The sequence below is a fragment of the Herbaspirillum huttiense genome (assembly GCF_004367745.1).
Classification (GTDB): Bacteria; Pseudomonadota; Gammaproteobacteria; order Burkholderiales; family Burkholderiaceae_D; genus Herbaspirillum; species Herbaspirillum huttiense.
Window position 1 is genome coordinate 897,208 of record NZ_CP037993.1, and the last position, 20,955, is coordinate 918,162.

18 protein-coding genes are annotated in these 20,955 nt (G+C 63.2%); 9 read left to right on the forward strand and 9 right to left on the reverse strand.

The genetic code is table 11. From position 1 onward, the window contains the following. Nucleotides 1–15: 15 nt before the first annotated feature. A complete protein-coding gene (locus E2K99_RS04085; RefSeq protein WP_039790098.1) occupies nt 16–2,043 on the reverse strand; it encodes a PAS domain S-box protein in 2,028 nt (675 codons plus the stop codon). Nucleotides 2,044–2,251: 208 nt separating this feature from the next. Here E2K99_RS04085 and E2K99_RS04090 point away from each other — a divergent pair, with 208 nt between their 5' ends. The 3 genes from E2K99_RS04090 to E2K99_RS04100 all read left to right on the forward strand — a co-directional run bounded on the left by E2K99_RS04090 (nt 2,252) and on the right by E2K99_RS04100 (nt 5,234). Continuing rightward, entirely contained in the window at nt 2,252–3,268 is a 1,017-nt protein-coding gene (locus E2K99_RS04090) for a TRAP transporter substrate-binding protein (RefSeq protein WP_121037606.1), read from the forward strand. A 128-nt stretch (nt 3,269–3,396) separates the two neighbouring features. Beyond that, entirely contained in the window at nt 3,397–3,957 is a 561-nt protein-coding gene (locus E2K99_RS04095; protein ID WP_121037603.1) for a TRAP transporter small permease, read from the forward strand. After that, a complete protein-coding gene (locus tag E2K99_RS04100) occupies nt 3,954–5,234 on the forward strand; it encodes a TRAP transporter large permease (protein ID WP_121037600.1) in 1,281 nt (426 codons plus the stop codon). The genes E2K99_RS04095 and E2K99_RS04100 overlap by 4 nt, the downstream gene beginning before the upstream one ends. 509 nt (nt 5,235–5,743) lie before the next feature. On the opposite strand, the gene E2K99_RS04105 is transcribed toward E2K99_RS04100, so the two are convergent. Continuing rightward, nucleotides 5,744–6,394, reverse strand: a complete 651-nt coding sequence (locus E2K99_RS04105; protein WP_134221427.1) for a VOC family protein — start codon at nt 6,392–6,394, stop codon at nt 5,744–5,746. Between the two features lie 88 nt (nt 6,395–6,482). Between E2K99_RS04105 and E2K99_RS04110 the strand changes: the two genes are divergently transcribed. The 4 genes from E2K99_RS04110 to plsY all read left to right on the forward strand — a co-directional run bounded on the left by E2K99_RS04110 (nt 6,483) and on the right by plsY (nt 9,209). Beyond that, the gene (locus E2K99_RS04110) at nt 6,483–6,986 is read left to right on the forward strand and encodes a methylated-DNA--[protein]-cysteine S-methyltransferase (RefSeq protein WP_134221428.1); all 504 of its coding nucleotides are present in this window, start codon (nt 6,483–6,485) and stop codon (nt 6,984–6,986) included. A 9-nt stretch (nt 6,987–6,995) separates the two neighbouring features. After that, nucleotides 6,996–7,919, forward strand: coding sequence for a site-specific tyrosine recombinase XerD (gene xerD / locus E2K99_RS04115; protein ID WP_134221429.1), 924 nt, complete (start codon nt 6,996–6,998; stop codon nt 7,917–7,919). A 76-nt stretch (nt 7,920–7,995) separates the two neighbouring features. Beyond that, nucleotides 7,996–8,496, forward strand: coding sequence for an aminoacyl-tRNA deacylase (locus E2K99_RS04120; protein ID WP_039790088.1), 501 nt, complete (start codon nt 7,996–7,998; stop codon nt 8,494–8,496). A gap of 95 nt (nt 8,497–8,591) precedes the next feature. Continuing rightward, on the forward strand, nt 8,592–9,209 hold the full coding sequence (plsY, locus tag E2K99_RS04125) for a glycerol-3-phosphate 1-O-acyltransferase PlsY (RefSeq protein ID WP_039790087.1): 618 nt from the start codon (nt 8,592–8,594) through the stop codon (nt 9,207–9,209). Nucleotides 9,210–9,291: 82 nt separating this feature from the next. Here plsY and tsaD read toward each other — a convergent pair whose 3' ends face one another. After that, nucleotides 9,292–10,347, reverse strand: coding sequence for a tRNA (adenosine(37)-N6)-threonylcarbamoyltransferase complex transferase subunit TsaD (gene tsaD / locus E2K99_RS04130; protein ID WP_134221430.1), 1,056 nt, complete (start codon nt 10,345–10,347; stop codon nt 9,292–9,294). A 131-nt stretch (nt 10,348–10,478) separates the two neighbouring features. Between tsaD and ybiB the strand changes: the two genes are divergently transcribed. Further along, a complete protein-coding gene (gene ybiB / locus E2K99_RS04135; RefSeq protein WP_134221431.1) occupies nt 10,479–11,498 on the forward strand; it encodes a DNA-binding protein YbiB in 1,020 nt (339 codons plus the stop codon). A gap of 237 nt (nt 11,499–11,735) precedes the next feature. Here ybiB and E2K99_RS04140 read toward each other — a convergent pair whose 3' ends face one another. After that, nucleotides 11,736–12,191, reverse strand: a complete 456-nt coding sequence (locus tag E2K99_RS04140) for a hypothetical protein (protein WP_034334286.1) — start codon at nt 12,189–12,191, stop codon at nt 11,736–11,738. 1,003 nt (nt 12,192–13,194) lie between these two features. Between E2K99_RS04140 and E2K99_RS04145 the strand changes: the two genes are divergently transcribed. Beyond that, on the forward strand, nt 13,195–15,297 hold the full coding sequence (locus tag E2K99_RS04145) for a putative bifunctional diguanylate cyclase/phosphodiesterase (protein WP_121044768.1): 2,103 nt from the start codon (nt 13,195–13,197) through the stop codon (nt 15,295–15,297). On the opposite strand, the gene E2K99_RS04150 is transcribed toward E2K99_RS04145, so the two are convergent. The 5 genes from E2K99_RS04150 to trxA all read right to left on the reverse strand — a co-directional run bounded on the left by E2K99_RS04150 (nt 15,287) and on the right by trxA (nt 20,941). Further along, the gene (locus tag E2K99_RS04150) at nt 15,287–16,678 is read right to left on the reverse strand and encodes an MATE family efflux transporter (RefSeq protein WP_134221432.1); all 1,392 of its coding nucleotides are present in this window, start codon (nt 16,676–16,678) and stop codon (nt 15,287–15,289) included. The two genes, E2K99_RS04145 and E2K99_RS04150, sit on opposite strands and share 11 nt — an antisense overlap. Before the next feature lie 18 nt (nt 16,679–16,696). Next, nucleotides 16,697–18,421, reverse strand: a complete 1,725-nt coding sequence (locus tag E2K99_RS04155; protein ID WP_134221433.1) for an ArnT family glycosyltransferase — start codon at nt 18,419–18,421, stop codon at nt 16,697–16,699. Nucleotides 18,422–18,673: 252 nt separating this feature from the next. Further along, entirely contained in the window at nt 18,674–18,943 is a 270-nt protein-coding gene (locus E2K99_RS04160) for a type B 50S ribosomal protein L31 (protein WP_034331092.1), read from the reverse strand. Between the two features lie 277 nt (nt 18,944–19,220). Next, nucleotides 19,221–20,483 (reverse strand): transcription termination factor Rho, encoded by a 1,263-nt coding sequence (gene rho, locus E2K99_RS04165; protein ID WP_008325783.1) that lies wholly within the window; start codon nt 20,481–20,483, stop codon nt 19,221–19,223. 131 nt (nt 20,484–20,614) lie between these two features. Next, nucleotides 20,615–20,941 (reverse strand): thioredoxin TrxA, encoded by a 327-nt coding sequence (trxA, locus tag E2K99_RS04170; protein ID WP_006462943.1) that lies wholly within the window; start codon nt 20,939–20,941, stop codon nt 20,615–20,617. Nucleotides 20,942–20,955 lie beyond the last annotated feature (14 nt).

The window sequence follows — 20,955 nt, forward strand, 5'->3', positions numbered from 1 at the left end:
GGGAGAGGCGTCTCGTTATTGTGGCTGTCCGCTCTGGGCGGGCAGCGAAAACCGGAAGATTGTACCGCCTGCCGGGTTATCGGTGTAAGTGAGCGTGCCGCCGTGGAATTCGATGGTGGTGCGGCAGATGTTCAAGCCCATGCCCATGCCCTCGGCCTTGGTCGAGAAGAAGGGAGAAAACAGGCGCGCCGCCACTTCCTCGGCAATCCCGTGTCCCTGGTCGATCACCGAGACCGTGACCGATTCTGCACCATCGTCATTGCGGGTCAGCTCGGCCGTCACGCGCAGGATGCGGCGCGCGGAGGGCACGGCGGCCATGGCCTGGATGCCGTTGCGGGTCAGGTTCAGGATCACCTGCTCCAGCAGCACCTGGTCGCCCAGCACCGGCGGCAGCGACTTGGGCACCTGCCATTGCAGCACCACGAAGAACTGCTGGGCCTGCAATTCGATGAGCGGGGCCACGTTGTCCACCAGCTGCCGGATCTGCAGCCGCTGGCGCGCCGGTTCGCGCTTCTTGACGAACTGGTGCACGCTGCGGATCACGTGGCCGGCGCGCTGGGCCTGGGTGTGGATCTTTTCCAGTGCCGGCTGCAGCGCCTTGGGATCGGCCTGGCCCTGCTGCATCATGTTCAGCGCCCCGGTGGTATAGCTGGAGATGGCCGCCAGCGGCTGGTTCAGCTCGTGCGCCAGGGTCGAGGCGATCTCGCCCATGCTGGCCAGGCGGGCGCTGGCCTGCAGCTTTTCTTCCTGGGTGCGGTTGAGGTCTTCGGCGCGCTTGCGTTCGGAAATGTCGAGGATGGAACCCATCCAGCCGGTCTGCTTGCCATCCTGGTCCACCAGCGGCGATTCGAAGATCAGCACCGGGAAGCGCTCGCCGTCGCGGCGCTGGAAGATGGTCTCGAATTGCGGCGTGGCGCGCCCGGCCAGCACGTTGGAGAAACGCTCCTGGTATTCATCCATGGCTTCCGGCGCCCAGTAAGGCATCGGCGGGATCTTGCCGACCAGTTCTTCCGCCGCGAAGCCGACCATCTTGCAGAAGGCCGGATTGACGTAGGTGATGCGGCCCTGCAGGTCGCGCGCGCGCATGCCGGTGACCAGTGAATTTTCCATCGCGGCGCGAAACACGGCTTCGTTGAGCAGGGCCTTCTCGGCCTTGGTCCGGCGGTTGATGTCGCGCCACAGCGCCCACAGGCTCCACAGCAGACCCAGCGAGAGCACGATCACCGAGCCCACCAGCAGGTTGGGCAGCAGCTTGGGTGCGCTCTTGGTGCTGTTGGTATGCAGCACCAGCGTCAAGCCCGGCAGCTCCAGTTCACGCCGATGGGTGTAGACGTTCAGGCCCGGTCCGCCCGAGGTGCGGCGTGCCACCACGTTGTCATCGGTATCGGTGAGCGAGATTTCATTGTCCTGGGCGAACCACCACGGCACCATCTCGTTGAGGATGCGTGCCACCGCATAGCTGGCCACCAGGCTGCCGATGTAGTGATTGTCATGGAACAGCGGCACGTGATAGTCCATCAGCATCGGCTCGGCGATGCCGGGCGGGATGGCCGGCGGGCTGTAGAGCGGGCGGCGCATCTGGCGCGCGCGGTCGGCCGTCATCAGCGAGGGTTGCGAGAGGTCCTTGCGGCTGATCGGCAGATCATCGGTTGAAGCGACCGGATGGCCTTCGGCGTTGAACCAGGTCACACGATAGAACTCGCGGTTGTTGCGCAGCAGGGCGTTCAGGCGGCTGCGGAAATGATCCTGATGCAGGCGGCCGTTGCTGATTTCGCGGCCGATGATGCGCATGCTCTCGTCATCGCGGCTGAGCTGGAAGCGGATCGCCTGTTCCACCCACAGCGAATCGGCGATCAGTTGCTCCAGCCGTTCGCTGGCTTCCATCTGCTGTGCCTGGCGCGGCAGCCAGATCAGCGTGGCCAGGAACAGGCACACCAGCAGGAAAGGGATCAGCCAGCGCATGGTGGTCTTGCGGCCGGAGGCCTGCAGCTGCGAGGCGGCATCGGGCTGGGGAGCGATCGGGGGCGGCGGGACGGTTTTCATGACGCCGCCAGTGTAGCCGCGCCCAAAAGCTTGCGCCAGCTTCCTGCGTGGCGGGAAGTGGACGGCAGGGACATTGTGGTTAACCACACTTGCTCCGTTTTGGTGAGGCCGCGCAAAATTCGCCAGCACAATCCGGTCCCCGCCAAGACCGGCCTTAGTCCATAAAAATTACTAACTAAATTATTTCCATCTCATTGGGGAGACAAGCATGAAACTGAAGTCCATCGTCTTTGCGCTGGCTGCGGCGACTGTCGTCAATGCCGGCCTGGTTGCCAGCGCTTTCGCGCAACAGCCCATCATCATCAAGTTCAGTCACGTGGTGGCCAACGACACGCCCAAAGGCAAGGCCGCCGAGCGCTTCAAGGAGCTGGCCGAGAAGGCTACCAAGGGCCGCGTGAAGGTCGAGGTCTATCCCAACAGCACCCTGTACAAGGACAAGGAAGAACTGGAAGCCTTGCAACTGGGTGCCGTGCAGATGCTCGCGCCGTCGCTGGCCAAGTTCGGTCCGCTGGGCGTGAAGGAGTTCGAAGTCTTCGACCTGCCTTACATTTTCCCCAGCAAGGACGTGCTGTACCGCGTGACCGAAGGTCCGATCGGCAAGGACCTGTTCAAGAAGCTGGAGCCCAAGGGCATCACCGGCCTGGCCTACTGGGACAACGGTTTCAAGGTGATGTCGGCCAACAAGCCGCTGCATCAGCCCTCGGACTTCCGTGGCCTGAAGATGCGCATCCAGTCCTCCAAGGTGCTCGATGCCCAGATGCGCGCACTGGGTGCCAACCCGCAGGTGCTGGCCTTCTCCGAGGTCTACCAGGCGCTGCAGACCGGCGTGGTCGATGGCACCGAGAACCCGCCTTCCAATCTCTATACCCAGAAGATGCATGAAGTGCAGAAGCACGTCACCGTCTCCAATCACGGCTACCTCGGCTATGCGGTGATCGTCAACAAGAAGTTCTGGGACGGCCTGCCCTCCGACGTGCGCACCCAGCTCGAAGGCGCCATGAAGGATGCGACCAAGTACGCCAATGCCATCGCCCAGCAGGAAAACGATGCGGCGCTCGCCGCCGTCGAAAAGACCGGCAAGACTACCGTCTACCGTCTGACCGACGCACAGAAAGCGGAGTGGCGCAAGGCGCTGCTGCCGGTACAGCAGCAGATGGCCAGCCGCATCGGCAAGGACCTGATCGACGCCGTCAACAAGGAATCGGCCGCGCTGGGCCAGAAGTAAATCCGTTGGCTCCAACGGGCGCCCGCCTTCGCAATGAAGCGGGCGCATTGCAGAGAAGAACAATCCGAACAAGCAATGTCATGGGCTGATACCACTGCGGTATCGGCCTGCTGGCGCAAGGAGACTTCATGAAGTTACTCGACCACCTGGAAGAGTGGCTGATCGCGTTCCTCATGGCCGCGGCCACCTTCATCATTTTCGTGGCGGTGGTACACCGCTACGCCTCGGGCCTGGATATTCCCTGGCTGCAGGACCAGCTCATCCAGATCAACATGAGCTGGGCCCAGGAGCTGTGCATCTTCATGTTCGTGTGGATGGCCAAGTTCGGCGCCGCTTACGGCGTGCGCACCGGCATCCACGTCGGCGTCGATGTGCTCATCAACCGCATGAACACCCCGTGGCGCAACAAGTTCGTGCTCTTCGGTCTGTTTGCCGGCGCGCTCTTTACCGGCATCGTCGGGACCTTCGGTGCCGAGTTCGTCTACGACATCGCGCAGCACGACAGTACTTCTGAAGTGCTGGAATTGCCGATGTGGATCGTCTACCTGGCCGTGCCGCTGGGGTCGTACCTGATGTGCTTCCGTTTCCTCCAAGTCGCGTGGAATTTTTATCGGACCGGCGAATTGCCCAAGCATGACCATGCCCACGTGGAAGGTCTGGACGAAGAAACCAGCGGAGGTAAAGCATGAATGCACTGATCATTTTCGTCTTGCTGTTCGGGCTGATGCTGACCGGGATGCCCATCTCGATCTCGCTCGGCCTGACGGTCCTGACTTTCCTGTTCACGATGACCGAAGTGCCGATCCAGTCGGTGGCGCTGAAGCTGTTCACGGGCATCGAGAAGTTCGAGATCATGGCGATCCCGTTCTTCATCCTCGCCGGCAATTTCCTCACTCACGGCGGTGTGGCGCGGCGCATGATCAACTTCGCCACCTCCATGGTCGGTCACTGGCACGGTGGCCTGGCGCTGGCCGGGGTGCTGGCCTGCGCGCTGTTCGCAGCGGTGTCAGGGTCGTCACCGGCGACCGTGGTGGCGATCGGTTCCATCATCCTGCCGGCGATGGTCAAGCAGGGTTTCCCGAATCGTTTCGGCGCGGGGGTGATCACGACTTCCGGCGCATTGGGCATCCTGATCCCGCCTTCCATCGTGATGGTGATGTATTCGGTCTCCACCAATACCTCGGTGGGCAAACTGTTCATGGCGGGCGTGGTACCGGGCTTGCTGCTGGCCTTCCTGCTGGGCCTGACCACCTGGTTCCTGGCGCGCAAGAACAATTATCCGCGTCTGAAGAAGGCGACCTGGGCCGAGCGCGCTGCAGCCTTCCGCAAGAGCGGCTGGGGCCTGTTCCTGATCGTCATCGTCATGGGGGGTATCTACTCGGGGGTGTTTACACCGACGGAAGCAGCGGCCATGGCGGCGGTGTACGCCTTCTTCATCGCGGTCTTCGTCTACAAGGACCTGAGCCTGAAGCAGGTGCCCAAGGTGCTGCTGGATTCGGCGTCGATGTCGGCCATGCTGCTCTACATCATCACCAATGCGGTGCTGTTCTCCTTCCTGGTGACCAGTGAAAACATTCCGCAGACGATGGCGGCATGGATCACCGATTCGGGACTGGGACCGATCACCTTCCTGCTGGTGGTCAACATCCTGCTGCTGCTGGCCGGTAACGTGATGGAGCCGTCGTCGATCGTGCTGATCCTGGCGCCGATCCTGTTCCCGGTGGCGATGAAGCTGGGCATCGATCCGGTGCACTTCGGCATCCTCATCGTGGTCAACATGGAAGTGGGGATGTGCCATCCGCCAGTGGGGCTGAACCTGTACGTGGCCTCGGGCATTACCAAGATGGGCATCACCGAACTGACCATTGCGGTCATGCCGTGGCTGCTGACCATGCTCGGTTTCCTGGCGCTGGTGACCTACTGGCCGGGCCTGTCGCTGTGGCTGCCGAACCTGATCTACAACTGATCCGCAACCACGCCATGAGACGATGAAATCGGCGCCGTTACCTGGCTTGCACCAGGCCGGTGCCGATTTCGTCAGATGTCTGTCAAGTTGCTGAAAAGTATGTTGGTTTTGCCCTGAAAAAGTGCTTTGAGACGGCACAAAGTGCTGCTAAAGTGCGTGCTTTGCTGAATCGGCGCCGTGTATTTGCCGCCCTGGCAATCGAGTTTTGTTTTAGGTTTTTCTAGTGAGTTGTTGATGTACTTGCCTTGGCGGCGACCCCTCCGACACATCGGTCCGGGCGTGGCGAGGCAGCACCGAATACAAAGCGGGTGGTGCATAACAAACGGTATCAATACCGGGAAACTGAGGAGACGTGCATTCGATTGAAACCGTTCAAACGGTCGGGAATGCATCTGGAGTATTTTGAAGGCGCATCCGCGGATGCGCCTTTTTTCTTTGTGTCGCGTGGTGCTGATGATGTGTATAAATCGTTTATACGGTTTATATGTTTTACCTCCCGCACGCCGCCGTCAGCCCAGCACACGCTCCCCGTGTGGCGTCAACACCACAGCACGCAGGCTGGCCTGCTTTCCTTCCTGCAACACGATACGCGCATCGTCCAGTCCGATGGCCCGGCATGCGGCCTGCAGATCCTGCGCGGCGGGATGTTCCAGAACCAGTTGCTGCAAACGGCATCCGCGGTCGGGCAGGGCGCTGGCCGGGTGCGGCTGGCTAAGCCACTGGATCAGCGACGGCATCACGCCCTCGCAGGCCAATGTTCCATCGGCGGCGATGGTGATGAGCCAGTCCAGCGCACCGCGGCTCATGGGTTCGATCACGCCCGGTGAAACGGGGCTGGCCGCCACGGCCGCCGCGATATCGCTGGTGCGGGCCACCCAGTGCGCCAGGCGGGGCGCAGCGTCCTTGCCCAGATGATCCATGCCGAACCAGCGCGGCCGCTCGGGCGCATCGGCGTTGGGGTCGATGGTGATGACTTCCAGATAGAAGCCTTCGCCCAGCGACAGCAGTGCATTGTGCGTTCCCAGCCGCACGTGCTGGCCGCCGATGCGCGGTGCCATGGAAACGCCCAGGCACTGTTCCACCCAGGCCATGCCGGATTTGAGCGTGGGGGCGGTGATGACCAGGTGGTCGGGTTCGGTGTGCAAGGGGGCGGTGCTCATGCGGTCTCCATCAAGTTTTGCCTGATGGTATCAAGCCCGCGCGCGAATTGCTTACAATAGCTGCCCCAGGTCCATGCCACGGCTCCCGATGACCCCAGCAGATTCCCAATTGACCGCCCTGTTCTCCGCCGTGGTGCACACACCCTTCGGCGGCATGGGGGTGCGCACCCAAGCCGGGGCCTTGGTCGAGATGGTCTACCTGCCGCCGCGCTACGCCGAGACGGACGCCACCGATGCCGTGGCCGCGCAGGCGGTGCAGCAGATCACGCGTTACCTGGCTGACCCCGCTTTTCGTTTCGAACTGCCGCTGCTGAACGTGGGCAGCGCCTTCCAGCAGCGCGTCTGGCATGCCATTGCCGAGATTCCCTGTGGTCAGGTGCTGACCTATGGCCAGGTCGCCAAGCGCATCCAGTCCGCACCGCGCGCGGTCGGTCAGGCTTGCGGGGCCAACTGGTATCCGCTGGTGATTCCCTGTCATCGGGTGACGGCGGCGGGCGGCCTGGGCGGCTTCTCGCATCATGACGATGAGGATGGCTTCCACCTGGAGGTCAAGCGCTGGCTGCTGCGCCATGAAGGCGTGGCGGGATACTGAAGAAGACGCATGGGACGCACCACACCAAAGATCGAAGCCCCGTCCGTGAGCCGCGAGGCCATCGACGAATTCTGTGACAGCCTGTGGCTGGAAGATGGCCTGTCCAAAAATACGCTGGACGCCTACCGGCGCGACATGACCCTGTACGCCCACTGGCTGTATCAGGAGCGCGCCAAGGCCCTTTACGATACGCAGGCCGAAGATCTCAACGCCTATTTCGCGGCGCGCCACGATGAGACCAAGCCCAGTTCCTCCAATCGCCGCCTGGCGGTGTTGAAGCGCTTCTTCCAGCTGGCACTGCGCCAACATCACGTCACCGCCGATCCCTGCCTGAAGCTGCGCTCGGCGCGCCAGCCGCAGCGTCTGCCCAAGACCATGTCGGAAGGGCAGGTGGAAGCGCTGCTCGCCGCGCCCGATGTGTCCACGCCGCTGGGCCTGCGTGATCGCGCTATGATCGAGCTGATGTACGCCAGCGGCTTGCGGGTCTCGGAACTGGTGACCTTGAAGAGCATCGAGGTCGGCATGAATGAAGGCGTGCTGCGTGTGACCGGCAAGGGCAGCAAGACGCGCCTGGTGCCGTTCGGCGAGGAAGCCGGTGGGTGGATGGCGCGCTATCTGGCCGAGGCACGCAGCCAGATCCTGCAGGGACAGATCGATGATGCACTCTTCGTGACCGCGCGTGGCGGACCGATGACGCGCCAGATGTTCTGGACCCTCATCAAGAAATACGCACTGCAGGCCGGTATTACGGTGCGCCTGTCGCCGCACACGCTGCGCCATGCCTTTGCCACGCACCTGCTCAACCATGGGGCCGACCTGCGCGTGGTGCAGCTGCTGCTGGGGCATGCCGACATTTCCACCACCCAGATCTATACCCACGTCGCACGCGAACGCCTCAAGCAACTGCATGCCGCACATCACCCCCGCGGCTGATCTTGCGGCATAATGTGCGCCCATGACGGCCCGGCCGGCCTGTGCGGCCGGTCAGTGTGCCGTCAGGAAGAGACCGATGAGCGCCAAGAAAGAACACATCTCCGAAACTCCCGCCACGCAATTCCTGCGCAAGCAGGGCGTGGCGTTCACCGAGCATCCCTACGCCTACGAGGAGCACGGCGGCACCTCGGTGTCCTCGCGCGAACTCGGTGTGGATGAGCATGCGGTCATCAAGACCCTGGTGATGCAGGACGAGGCCGCCAAGCCGCTGCTGGTACTCATGCATGGCGACTGCAAGGTCTCCACCAAGAATCTGGCGCGTCAGATAGGCTGCAAGTCGGTCGAGCCGTGCAAGCCGGAGGTGGCCAATCGTCATTCAGGTTTCCTGATCGGCGGTACTTCGCCCTTTGGGACGCGCAAGACCATGCCGGTCTATGTGGAGTCGACCATCCTGGAGCTGGACAAGATTTACATCAACGGCGGCCGGCGCGGTTTCCTGATCGGTATCGATCCGGCGGTGATCCTGAAAGTGTTGCCGGCCAAGGCGGTGCAGTGTGCACTGGCCGATGCAGCGTGAACCGTCACGCTCAAACTTGACGACACTTGACGCGCGCTGACGCCGCTCCCCGATAACAGAGACAACAGAAAGCAAAAGCAGAAAGCCCCCACCTCATGTACAACATCCTCTTTGCCATCGCGGCCTACCTGATCGGTTCACTGTCCTTTGCGGTGCTGGTGTCCAAGCTGTTCGGCCTGTCCGATCCGCGCACCTACGGCTCCAAGAATCCGGGCGCGACCAATGTCCTGCGCAGCGGTAACAAGAAGGCGGCTGTGCTCACCTTGCTGGGCGACGGTTTCAAGGGCTGGCTGGCGGTGTGGCTGGCGCAGAAATTCGGTCCGCACTATGGCGTGGACGATACCGGCATCGCGCTGGTGACGCTGGCTGTCTTCCTCGGTCACCTGTGGCCGGTGTTCTTCCGCTTCGTCGGCGGCAAGGGCGTGGCTACTGCACTGGGCATCCTGCTGGCGCTGAACCCGTGGCTCGGTCTGGCCACGCTGGCGACCTGGCTGGTGGTGGCCTTCGCTTTCCGTTATTCCTCGCTGGCAGCGCTGGTGGCAGCGCTGTTTGCACCGTTCTATTACGGCCTGCTGTTCGGCACTACCGATGGCATCCTGCTGGCCGTGGTCGCCATGGCGGCACTGCTGATCTATCGCCATCGCAAGAACATCGGCAATCTGCTGGCGGGCAAGGAAAGCCGCATTGGTGACAAGAAGAAGGCGGCCAAGTAAGACTGCCGATCGGGATGAAAAGAAGGGCCGCAATTTGCATTGCGGCCCTTTTTATTTATATTGTTTAAATGATTTACGCGATTCAGGCGATGGTGGTGTCTTCCTGTCGCTGCGGCGGCCGCAACTCATCCAGCGGCCAGCGCGGACGCACGCCAAAACCGTATTCCTTGCGCGCCGCACCCGGCTCCTCGCGCAGGCGCATGGCACCGGCGAAGGCGATCATGGCGCCGTTGTCGGTGCAGAATTGCAGCTCCGGGTAGAACACTTCATAACGCCGCTTGGCCGCCGCCGCATTGAGGGCCGCGCGCAGTTGCGCATTGGCACCGACGCCGCCGGCGATGACCAGACGCTTCAGGTTGGTCTGTTTCAGGGCCGTCATGCACTTGGCCACCAGTACGTCCACGATGGCATCGACGAAGCCGCGCGCGATGTTGGCCTTGTCCTGTTCGCAGATGTTGGCGCTGTGCTGCTTGACCACGGTCAGCACCGCCGTCTTCAAGCCCGAGAAACTGAAATCCAGATTCTTGGAATGCAGCATCGGACGCGGCAACTGGTATGCGCTGGGATCGCCGAACTCGGCCAGGCGCGAGATCGCCGGTCCGCCCGGATATCCCAGTCCCAGCAATTTGGCCGACTTGTCGAAGGCTTCCCCGGCGGCATCATCCAGTGTCTCGCCCAGCAGTTCATAGCGGCCCACGCCATCGACCCGCATCAGTTGCGTATGCCCGCCCGAGACCAGCAGCGCGATGAAGGGAAAGCGCGGCGGCTTGCTCGCCAGCAGCGGCGAAAGCAGGTGGCCTTCCAGGTGGTGGATGCCCAGTACCGGCTTGTCCAGCGCCAGTCCCAGCCCGCAGGCCACCGATGCGCCCACCAGCAGCGCCCCGGCCAGTCCCGGTCCTTGCGTGTAGGCGATGGCGTCGATGTCGGCGGCTTGCACCTGCGCATCGGCCAGGGTTTGCTGCAGCAGGGGAATGGCGCGGCGGATGTGGTCGCGCGAGGCCAGCTCGGGGACTACGCCGCCATATTCCTGGTGCATGGCAATCTGCGAATGCAGGGCATGCGCCAGCAGGCCGCGCTCGGTGTCGTACAGAGCAAGGCCGGTTTCGTCACAGGAAGATTCGACGCCGAGAACTAACATGGGGATGGACTCAATGAAGCTGCCGCCAAAAAGCCCGGAGGGGCCGTGCGGCAAAGGCGCTATTGTAATGGAAAGCCACCGGGCAAGCGCCCCGGCTGCGGCAGGCGGCGGTTTTGGTGTACCCTTCGGCCATGCAAAACGATGCCCACATTCCTGCTCCGGCTGCGGCCGTCGAGCCTGTCGCCAGTGCCGCTGCCCCGTCACCGGCCCCGTTCGCAGCCGCCCGTTTCATCAAGGAAATCGGACGCGGCAAGGACGGTGCCCGCAGTCTTTCGCGCGAGGATGCGCAACTGATGTATGCCGCCATGCTCGATGGCCGCGTGAGTGATCTCGAACTTGGCGGCATCCTGCTGTCCATGCGCATCAAGGGCGAGTCGGTCGAGGAAATCGCCGGTTTCCTGGCGGCCGCCGAGGCCTCCTTCACGCCCCTGCATGCGCCGGCCGGTCCCTATGCGCCGGTGGTGCTGCCCAGCTACAACGGCTCGCGCAAGATGGCCAACCTGACGCCGCTGCTCTGCCTGTTGCTGGTGCGGCGCGGAGTCCCCGTGCTGATGCACGGCGTCACCCACGATCCGCAGCGCGTGACCAGCGCCGAGATTTTCACTGCGCTGGGGGTGCCGCATGCGGCCTCCGCCGCCGAGGCCGAAGCGCGCATGGCCGCCGGCCTGCCGGCCTTCATCCCGATTGCTGCGCTGGCCCCGGCCGTGTCGCGCCTGCTCGATCTGCGCCGCATCCTCGGCGTGCGCAACTCCACGCATACGCTGGTCAAGATCATGCAACCGTTTGCGCAGCCCGCCTTGCGTCTGACGTCGTATACCCATCCGGAATATCTGGAGATGCTGACCGACTACTTCAGTCACGCCGCCCCGCATGATCGCGGCGACGCCTTCCTCATGCGCGGCACCGAAGGGGAGACCGTGGCCAATGCGCGGCGCGCCCAGCGCATCGACTGGTTCAGCCGCGGCACCCGCACCGTGCTGGTGGAAAAGCAGAGCGTGGCGGAGGAATTGCCCGACCTGCCCGAAGGCCAGGACGCCGCCGCCACTGCCGCCTGGATCAACGAGGTATTGGCGGGGCAGCGCCCGGTACCGCAAGCCATCGCCGAGCAGGTCGATCACTGCGTCGACGTGGCGGCACGCGTGGGAAATTGAGGCACTGCTGCGTGGGTGATTCGCCACAGCCACTCCCGTCACGCGGGAAGCTGACAGATTGATAGGCGGGACGCGCGTATCAGCACACGCCGGTGGCGGATCGCACGCGGGCGGACCAAGAACAAGAAAGGAAGGAAGCAAGATCCCAGGGGGGAGCGGGATCGTGATTCGGGAGGGGGAGAAATCTCGGGAAACGACACGAGAGGAGCACGCAGCGAACGCTGCGGGAGCGCGTCTTCAGGTGCGGGTGCGGCGGCGGGTGGTGGCGGTCTTGGTCGGTGCAGCGGCTTTTTCTGACGCCTGGATGGCGACTTGCGAGAAGGCGAAGATCACTTCCTTGACGATCTTGCGCTGGGGCGCAGGCAGATTGATGAAGGCTTCGAAGGCTTCGCGCTCGCGGTAGCCGATGGCTTCTTCCCAGCGCGCGCGGCGCTTGTCGATGCGCTTGCTGATCTCTTCACCGAAGCGCAGATGCTGTGGCGTCACGATCAGCCATTCGGCCAGCGTTTCCAGCTTGTCTTGCTTGGGCATCGACTCGCCCAGCAGCCAGCGGCGTACGCCGTGCAGCGTCATCGGCTTGCCCCAGTAACGTAGATTGAATTCCCGTTCCAGAACGGCGGGCTTGGGTTCGTATCCTGCTTTTTCCATCGCTGCGCGCAGGCGCTTTGCGAATTTTTGATTGGCGGTTTCCATGATTTCGAAGGTACTTTGAGGTAGCGCTTTCCGGGGTACGTTTGCTTCCGAGGTGAGTTACGCCGCAAACGTGATTTATACTCACTGGTCCGAAAGAGTGCGCCATCGTTCCTGCAACGGCCCGCGCAGGAGCGCGCCGAAGCAGTTCCGGCAAGCATTTCCGGCTGATGGGAAAGTGTCCATGTGCAAGTCTCCAGAGCGTACTTTGGTGCAGCGTGCAGCCGCATTTGGCACGGCTCACCGTGCACAGATGTCAGGTCATCAGGCCACTGCAAGTACGTCGCGCGGAGCGCATGGCAGGGACTGGCCTGGTGCATCGCATGCTTGACGCAGGAGGGACGATGCCGGTCTTGTGTTGCAGGCATTGTCGGTCCAACTCTCCTGCCTGTGCATCGGCAGGGCGCAATTTTTTAAGGTTTGTGTCCGCCGCGAGACACGCCGCAAGGAGCGAGACACGGTGTTCCAGATCTGATGCGACGCGGCATCTTGCGGCCGAAGCGCGCTAGAATAGCGGGAGATCGAAAAGCGCACCGGGCATCCGGTGAATGAATAGCCGATATCTTTCCCATTCCGCGGGATGGATTTTTTGTTAGATAATCCGGCCCGAGCTTTTGGGGGGCGACACCGTCCGGCGTCTTGCCGGGGAGTCACACAAGCAGCACGCTGGTTGCAACGAATCGAATAAATCAAAGAAGTCAGCAGCATCCCTGTGGTACGTTTTGGTTACGTAACTTTTTGAGGTTCCCGGAATGACGTCGGCGCGCGTCGTGGCAGCGGCATGGTTTCCTGCCGCGCACGAGGTGCGCAGGTGCTTTCCAGGATGGAACGCGGCGACCCGTTGCCCGGCAACGGCGATCGACTGACGTCCTGCGGCCCGCTGCGCCATGTTGCCAGCGCGCTCGTCGCCAGGACGGAACGGCCGCGATAGCGAGCAGGCGTCCTGTCCTGCGGGCTCCCAGCGATAGCCCGCATGGAAGGTGCGCACCCGAGCCCAGGTTCGACAATGTCAGCTTCCTTTCATTTCCTGCTGTTGGCCTTCGCCTTGCTGGTCGCCAGCCTCTCGGCCTACGCGGCGCTGGAGGTCTCCGAGCGCATCGTGCTGCAGGAGTCCCAGCACCGGCGCTTGTGGCTGGCCATCGGCGCGGTGGTATTCGGTCTCGGCGTGTGGGGCGCGATGCTGCTGACGGTGGCGTCGCTGGACGCGCCCATGCCGATCGCCTTCGATGCGCGCATGGTGGTGCTCACCCTGCTGCTGTGCCTGTCCAGCGCTTTCTACCTGATGCATCTGACGGGCATGCGGCGTCCGCAACCGGCCCGGCTGGTCATTGGCGGGCTGGCCATCGGTGCCGCCTTCAATGCCGCCTTCCATATCGCGCTCAAGTCGATGACGCTGGTGCCGCCGCTGGTGTATCACACGCCCTTGCTGATCGTGGCCCTGGTGGTGTCGGAAGTGGTGGCGGTCTTCATCGTCACGCTGTTTTCCGCCAGCAACGGACGCAAGCCCATGACCGGTTCGCTCAATTCCCAGCAGGCGCGGCGCGTGCTGGCGGCGCTGCTGGTAGGGGCCGGGCTGGTGTCATCGGCGGCCGCCGGACTGCGCGCACTGCTGATCGACCCGCAGGCGCAAAGCCTGGCCGGGGAAGGCATCACGCGCGAACACCTGGTCAATGGCCTGGTGTTCCTGGCCTTTCTGGCGATGGCCATGGCGCTGGTGGTCAGCGGCGTGCAGCGCAATCAGGTCTTGAAGAAGATCGTTGGCCGCACCAATGACAAGCTGCTGCACTTCGCCACCCATGATGTGCTCACCGGCCTGCCCAATCGCGCCTTGCTGGCGGACCGCATCCAGCATGCGGTGGAAGTGGCGCGTCGCAACGGCAAACCGTTCGCGGTGCTGTTCATGGATCTCGATGGCTTCAAGGCCATCAATGATTCGCTCGGCCACGCCGTCGGCGATGGCTTGCTGGTGGCGGTGGCGCAGCGCATCCGCGCCTGCATCCGTGGCGAGGACATGGTGGCGCGCATCGGTGGCGACGAGTTCGTGGTGGTGATGAGCAATCTGTCCACGCCCGAGGTGGTGGAGCAATTGTCGGAGAACATCCTGGCCGAACTGCGCCTGGATTTCCAGATCGAGGATGCGACCTTGCGCGTGACCTCCAGCATCGGCATCGCGGTCTATCCCAACAGCGGCGAGTCGGTCGATGCCCTGATGAAGAATGCCGATGCCGCCATGTACGAAGCCAAGCAGAGCGGACGCAATACCTATCGCTTCTTCGAGCCGGCCATGCATGCCAGCGCCATGCGTCATCTGCAGGTGCGGCAGGCGCTGCAGCAGGCAATTGACCAGCAGCAGTTCCGCCTGCACTTCCAGCCCAAGTATCGCGGTGCCGGCAAGGAACTGACCGGGCTGGAAGCACTGCTGCGCTGGCATCATCCGGAGCTGGGCGAGATGGCTCCGTCCGAGTTCATTCCCATTGCCGAGCGCTCGGGGCAAATCCTCTGCATCGGCGACTGGGTATTGCACGCGGTGTGCCGGCAGATCGTGTGCTGGGATGCGGCCGGCGTGAAGCCGGTCAAGGTGGCGCTGAACCTGTCGCCGCTGCAGATGCGCAGCGATCTGGTGGAGCGCATCATCAAGGTGGTCAGTGCGTCCGGCATCGCGCCGCAGCGGCTCATGTTCGAGATCACCGAGACCGCCGCCATGAAGGATGTGGAACGCACCACGCGCGTGGTGCGCGAACTGCAGTCGCTGGGTTTCGACATCGCCATCGACGACTTTGGCACCGGCTATTCCAGCCTGGCCTACCTGGCGCAGTTCCACTGCCGCCAGGTCAAGATCGACCGTTTCTTCACCTCGCGCCTGGATCTGGACGATCACTCCGGACGCGCCATCGTGGCCGCCATCATTGCGTTGGCACATGCCCTTCAGATGGAAGTGGTGGCCGAAGGCGTGGAGACCGAAGGGCAGCTGCGCGAACTGCAGCTGCTGCATTGTGATCAGGTGCAGGGCTTCCTGCTGGGGCGGCCGGACGACGCGGTCAGCGTGCCCGGTCTGGTCGACGCCAGCAATGACGATCTGTTTGCCGCCGGCGGCGTGATCAAACGCTGAGTTCGCCGCGCTGCGCGCGGCGCTGGATCACGCGCAGATAGGCCAGCAGGCCGAGGGCCACCAGGCCCAGACTCAGGCTGTTGGCCAGCCAGAACCCGGACGGGCCGCGCAGCGCCGGCGGTGCCACGCCCAGCGGGTCGAGTCCCAGCAGATAGCCACCGCCCAATCCCACTCCCCACAGCGTGACCGCGTAGATGACGGTGGGCACCACCGCCACCTTGTAGGCGCGCAGCACGAAGGCCGTGGTCACCTGCATGGAATCGAACAGCTGGTAGAAGGCGATGTAGAGGAACAGCGGCAGCGCCGCACCGACGATCACCGGATCGGGCGTGTAGGCGCGAATGATGTGTTCGCGCAGGAACCAGACGATCACCCCGATCACTACCGACAGCGAGACCGCCAGGCGGATGCCGGCGCGGCCGATCTTCCTGGCCTCCGCCATGTTGCCGCCGCCGATGGCTTGCGCGACCAGGGTGCTGGTGGCGCTGGCAATGGACAGCGGCAGCATGTACAGCACCGTGCCGACGTTGGCCGCGATCTGGTGGCCTGCCACCGGGACCGCGCCGAGGCGCGCGATGAACACGGCCATCAGCGTGAAGGCGGTCACTTCGATGAAGTAGGACATGCCGATCGGAATACCCAGCAGCAGCAGCGTGCGCTGGCTCTTCCACGAAGGCGCGACGAAGCCGCTGCCGAACAACTTGAGCGGACGATACAGCGGCAGGCGCGCCACCAGCAGCCAGGCGGCGATCATCATCAGCCAGGCGATCAGCGTGGTGGCAATGGCGCAGCCGGGGCCGCCGAAGGCCGGCAGGCCGAGCCCGCCGAAGATGAGCAGGGCGTTCAGCGGCAGCTTCAGCAGCAGGCCGCCCAGCTGCAGCGCCATCACCATCTTGGGCCGTGCCAGGGCGGTGTTGAGCGAGGAATAGACGCGGAAGAACAGCGTGGCCGGCAGCGCCAGCGCTTCGATGCGCAGGTACAGCGTGGCCTTCTCCACCAGTTCCGGCGAGGCCTTGGCCACGGCCAGGAACAGCGGCGAAAACATCAGGATCAGCGAGCCCACGATGGACAGCAGCACTGCCAGCCACATGCCTTGCTTGACCTCGTTGCCGATCTCGCCCACGCGGCCTGCACCGTACAGCTGGCCGATGGTCGGCTGCAGTGCCTGCAGCACACCCGAGAGGCCGACGAACACGCTCACGTAGATCGACACGCCCAGCGCCAGCGCACCCAGGTCCAGCGCCGAGAAGCGCGAGACCATGGCGGTATCGATGACGCCATTGGCGATGATGGCCAGCTGCCCGATCAGCAGCGGCCACGCCAGCCGCGTGATGCGGCCGACGTGATGGCGGGAGGAGAGGGCGGGCAGTTCAGTCGTCACGCGGCAGCCAACCTTGCATCAGCGACCGGCACGGCGGTACAGGCGGAAGCGTTCGTCGCGGTCGGAGGGGCGGCGGCCTTCCCAGACCATGCGCCAGTTGCCGGGATACTGGCGCAGCATGATGGAGGCATCCTGATTGCTGACGTCATCCTGCAGCAGCAGGTAGTCGCAGCTCTGGTCGCGCTCGTCGGCAAAGCGCACGTTGCCGAAATAGGCGAAGGAGGCGCGCTGCGCCGGTCCCACATTGCTCTGCACGCACTGCTTGACCGAGGTCAGTTTCGATTCGATCTGTTCGGCCACGCCGGCATAGCTCTTGCCGTAGTTGACCCAGGGCAGCCACAGCGTCATCAGCAGCACCCAGCACAGGATCACGCCGCCCGACGACAGCACCACGGCCCGCCACAGCACAGAGGGACGGCGCGAGATGCGCCAGTGCACCACCACGATCCAGGCCACGGTGGCGGCCACGGCGATGGCCAGCGAGATCCATTCGAAGCCGGGCTTGAAGCCCGGCGCAAGCTTGTAGGCATTGCGCGCGATCTGGGCCGGCCAGCCGGTTTCCTTGGCGATCCAGCCGATCCAGATGAAGGCCGCCGAGGTGGTCAGCGTCATCACCGAGAACCAGTCCACCGCATTGATCGCTCCGCGCTTCATGGTCGGCAGGCCGAACGCGGCCAGGATCGCCAGCGCCGGCAGCAGCGGCAGCAGCATGCCTTCTTCGCGATGCACGTTGACCAGGATCAGCAGCGTGATGGGGATCAGGAAGGCCAGCGGCAAGGCGATGTGCAGCGAGCCCAGCTGGCGGCGCCAGGCGTACAGTGCCCAGCCTGCGAAGGGCCAGGCGGGCCAGGCGAACCACACGCCATACTTGCCGAGGAAGGCCAGGGTGGCCAGCGTCGGGCGGTTGAGCTGGTAGATGTTCCAGCTCATCCACAGCTCGAACTGGCTGGCCGCTTCAGCCGGGATCAGGCGGTGCAGCGCGGCTACCCAGGCGGCGCTGATCAACAGCGCCATCGGCAGTGCCAGCAACAGCAGCAGGCCGAGGGCGCGGCCATCCTTGCGCAGGGCGGCCAGCAGGACCAGCGCGATCATCACGCCGACCGGCAGCAGCCAGCCATAGGTCAGCACCAGCATGCCCAGCGCCAGTCCCAGCCAGATGCCATGGCGCAGCTTGCCGGCATCGAACACGCGCGCCGCGCCGAACATGGCATAGGCCACCAGGGCGATCTGCAGGGTCTTGGGGCTGGTCTCGTGGCTGTGCAGCAGCAGGCCGAGGAAACCGAGATAGATCAGGAAGGCACCATCGGCCAGCGTGCGGCCGAAGTCCTTGGGTTCGGGCTGGCCGCCGAAGGCCAGCTTCAACGGCTGCGCTTCGGCGCGGCGGCCCAGCAGGTAGGTGGTGTACCAGATCGACAGCGAGCCGACCAGGAAGCAGCCGATGATGGAAACGCGGGCCGCCAGCGGGTCGCCCAGCAGCCAGCCGAACAGTTTGATGCAGATTGCACCAAACCAGTAGGCCAGCGGACTTTCCGCCGGCAGCGGCAGGCCGGCCACGTTGGGGGTGAGCCAGTCGGCCAGGTTGCCATGGGCCATGGTCCACATGATGCCGAAGCTGGTGGCATCCTCGTTCTTCCATGGATCGCGGCCGATCAGGCCGGGCAGGATGTAGAGGAGGGCGAGCGCAAGCACGGCCAGGCGCGGAAGCGCATTGGTCGCGGCGGCGGGAAGACGGACTGGCTTCATCAAGATCTTGTTGCTCTTGTTCTGTGCTGCGTGTTGGGTGATGCGCGGGCTGGGGTGGCCTGGGCCGCGCGGTCGCCGTTGTCGGCGGCTGGTGTTTTTGGCTGGTGTTTTTTTAGCAGGCCCTATTGTGCAGGAAAACCCGGTAAATAGTTGTTTCTGTCTGCTACATGATGGTGCAGCCCCTGATGCTGCCCCACCGGTGAGCCCAACAAAAAAGGCAGCCGGAGCTGCCTTTTTTGGAGGAAGTACTGATTACGCCTTCGAGACAGCAGTCTTCGAACCGACGGAACCGAACTTCTGGCGGAACTTCTCGACGCGGCCAGCGGTGTCGACGATCTTGTGCTTGCCGGTGTAGAACGGGTGCGATTCGGAAGAAACTTCGATCTTCACCAGGGGATATTGCTTGCCTTCGAACTCGCCGGTTTCGCGGGTGCCGATGGTGGAGCGGGTGATGAACTTGAAGTCGTTCGACATGTCGTGGAACAGGACTTCGCGGTAATCCGGGTGGATGCCTTCTTTCATGATTGCCTCAAGAGTAGTTTGGTAGCCAATCGCCACTTCGTCGGTCGCCCTGCTTCTTGACCCGATTGATGATCACTTGCCGGTTTGGAAAAGTCCGAAATTATACAGTGGAATCAGGGGCTTGGGTCAAGGCGGCTGACCGGCCGGGCCGGCGCGGCGTGGTATTTCAGATGAAAATGCACATCCCTTGTTTCCCAGGGGGCAATAAAAAACGGCACGCCCGCTGAGGGACATGCCGTTTTCCGAACCTGCCAAGGACTTAGTTGCTTTCAAGAACTTAGTTGCCTCGACGCATCATGTCGAAGAACTCGGCGTTGTTCTTGGTGGACTTCATCTTGTCGAGGATGAATTCCATCGCCTCGATTTCATCCATGTCGTACATGAGCTTGCGCAGCACCCAGATCTTTTGCAGCTGGTCCGGCTTGATCAGCAGCTCTTCGCGGCGGGTGCCGGACTTGGAGAGGTTGATGGCGGGGTAGACGCGCTTCTCGGCCAGGCGGCGTTCGAGGTGCACTTCCATGTTGCCGGTACCCTTGAATTCTTCGTAGATCACGTCATCCATGCGCGAGCCGGTTTCGATCAGGGCGGTGGCGATGATGGTCAGCGAGCCGCCTTCTTCGACGTTGCGGGCGGCACCGAAGAAACGCTTCGGGCGCTGCAGCGCGTTGGCGTCCACACCACCGGTCAGCACCTTGCCGGAGGCCGGGATCACGGTGTTGTAGGCGCGTGCCAGACGGGTGATCGAGTCCAGCAGGATGACCACGTCCTTCTTCATTTCAACCAGGCGCTTGGCCTTTTCCAGCACCATTTCGGCGACCTGCACGTGACGCGTGGCCGGTTCGTCGAAGGTCGAGGCGACCACTTCGCCGCGCACCGAGCGCTGCATTTCGGTCACTTCTTCCGGACGTTCGTCGATCAGCAGCACGATCATCACGGTGTCCGGATGATTGGTGGTGATGGCGTGGGCGATGTGTTGCAGCATCACCGACTTGCCCGACTTGGGCGAGGCCACCAGCAGGCCGCGCTGGCCGCGTCCGACCGGGGCGATCAGGTCGATGATGCGGCCGGTGATGTTTTCCTCGCCGCGCATGTCGCGCTCAAGCTGCAAGAGCTTGTTGGGGTGCAGCGGCGTGAGGTTTTCAAACAGGATGCGGTGCTTGGAGGCTTCCGGCGGTTCGCCGTTGACCTTGTCGACCTTGACCAGGGCGAAATAGCGCTCGCCATCCTTGGGCGTGCGCACTTCACCTTCGATGGAGTCGCCGGTGTGCAGGTTGAAACGGCGGATCTGCGAAGGCGAGATGTAGATGTCGTCGGTGGACGCCATGTAGCTGGCGTCGGGCGAGCGCAGGAAGCCGAAGCCGTCAGGCAACACTTCGAGGGCGCCATCGCCAAAAATCTGTTCTCCTGATTTTGCGCGCTTCTTCAGGATGGCAAACATCAGCTCCTGTTTGCGCAGGCGCGCAGCATTCTCGATGTCCAGGCTGATGGCCATTTCCAGCAAGGCAGAGACGTGCATCGCTTTTAGTTCTGATAAGTGCATATGAGTGTCCCGGGACGGGATAAGTAAAGGTGGGGGAGGGAATTGCGTGGTGTGGATCTAGGATAAAGCCGGGCACCGTGTGCCGGGCGGACGGCAGCGCGAGCGCGCCGCCGTCGGATGTTACATCAGAATCAGATGTTGCTGTCGATGAACGAGACCAGCTGGCCCTTGGCCAGTGCGCCGACCTTCTGGGCAGCGGCTGCGCCGTTCTTGAACAGGATCAGGGTCGGGATGCCGCGGATGCCGAACTTGGCCGGGATGGCCTGGTTGGAGTCCACGTCCAGCTTGGCGATCTGCAGCTTGCCGTCGTATTCCTTGGCGACTTCTTCCAGGATCGGGGCGATGGCCTTGCAGGGACCGCACCATTCCGCCCAGAAATCAACCAGCACGGGCTTGTCGGACTTCAGCACATCGGCTTCGAAAGAGGCGTCAGTAATATGTTTGATATGTTCGCTCATGGCATTTCCTCGGT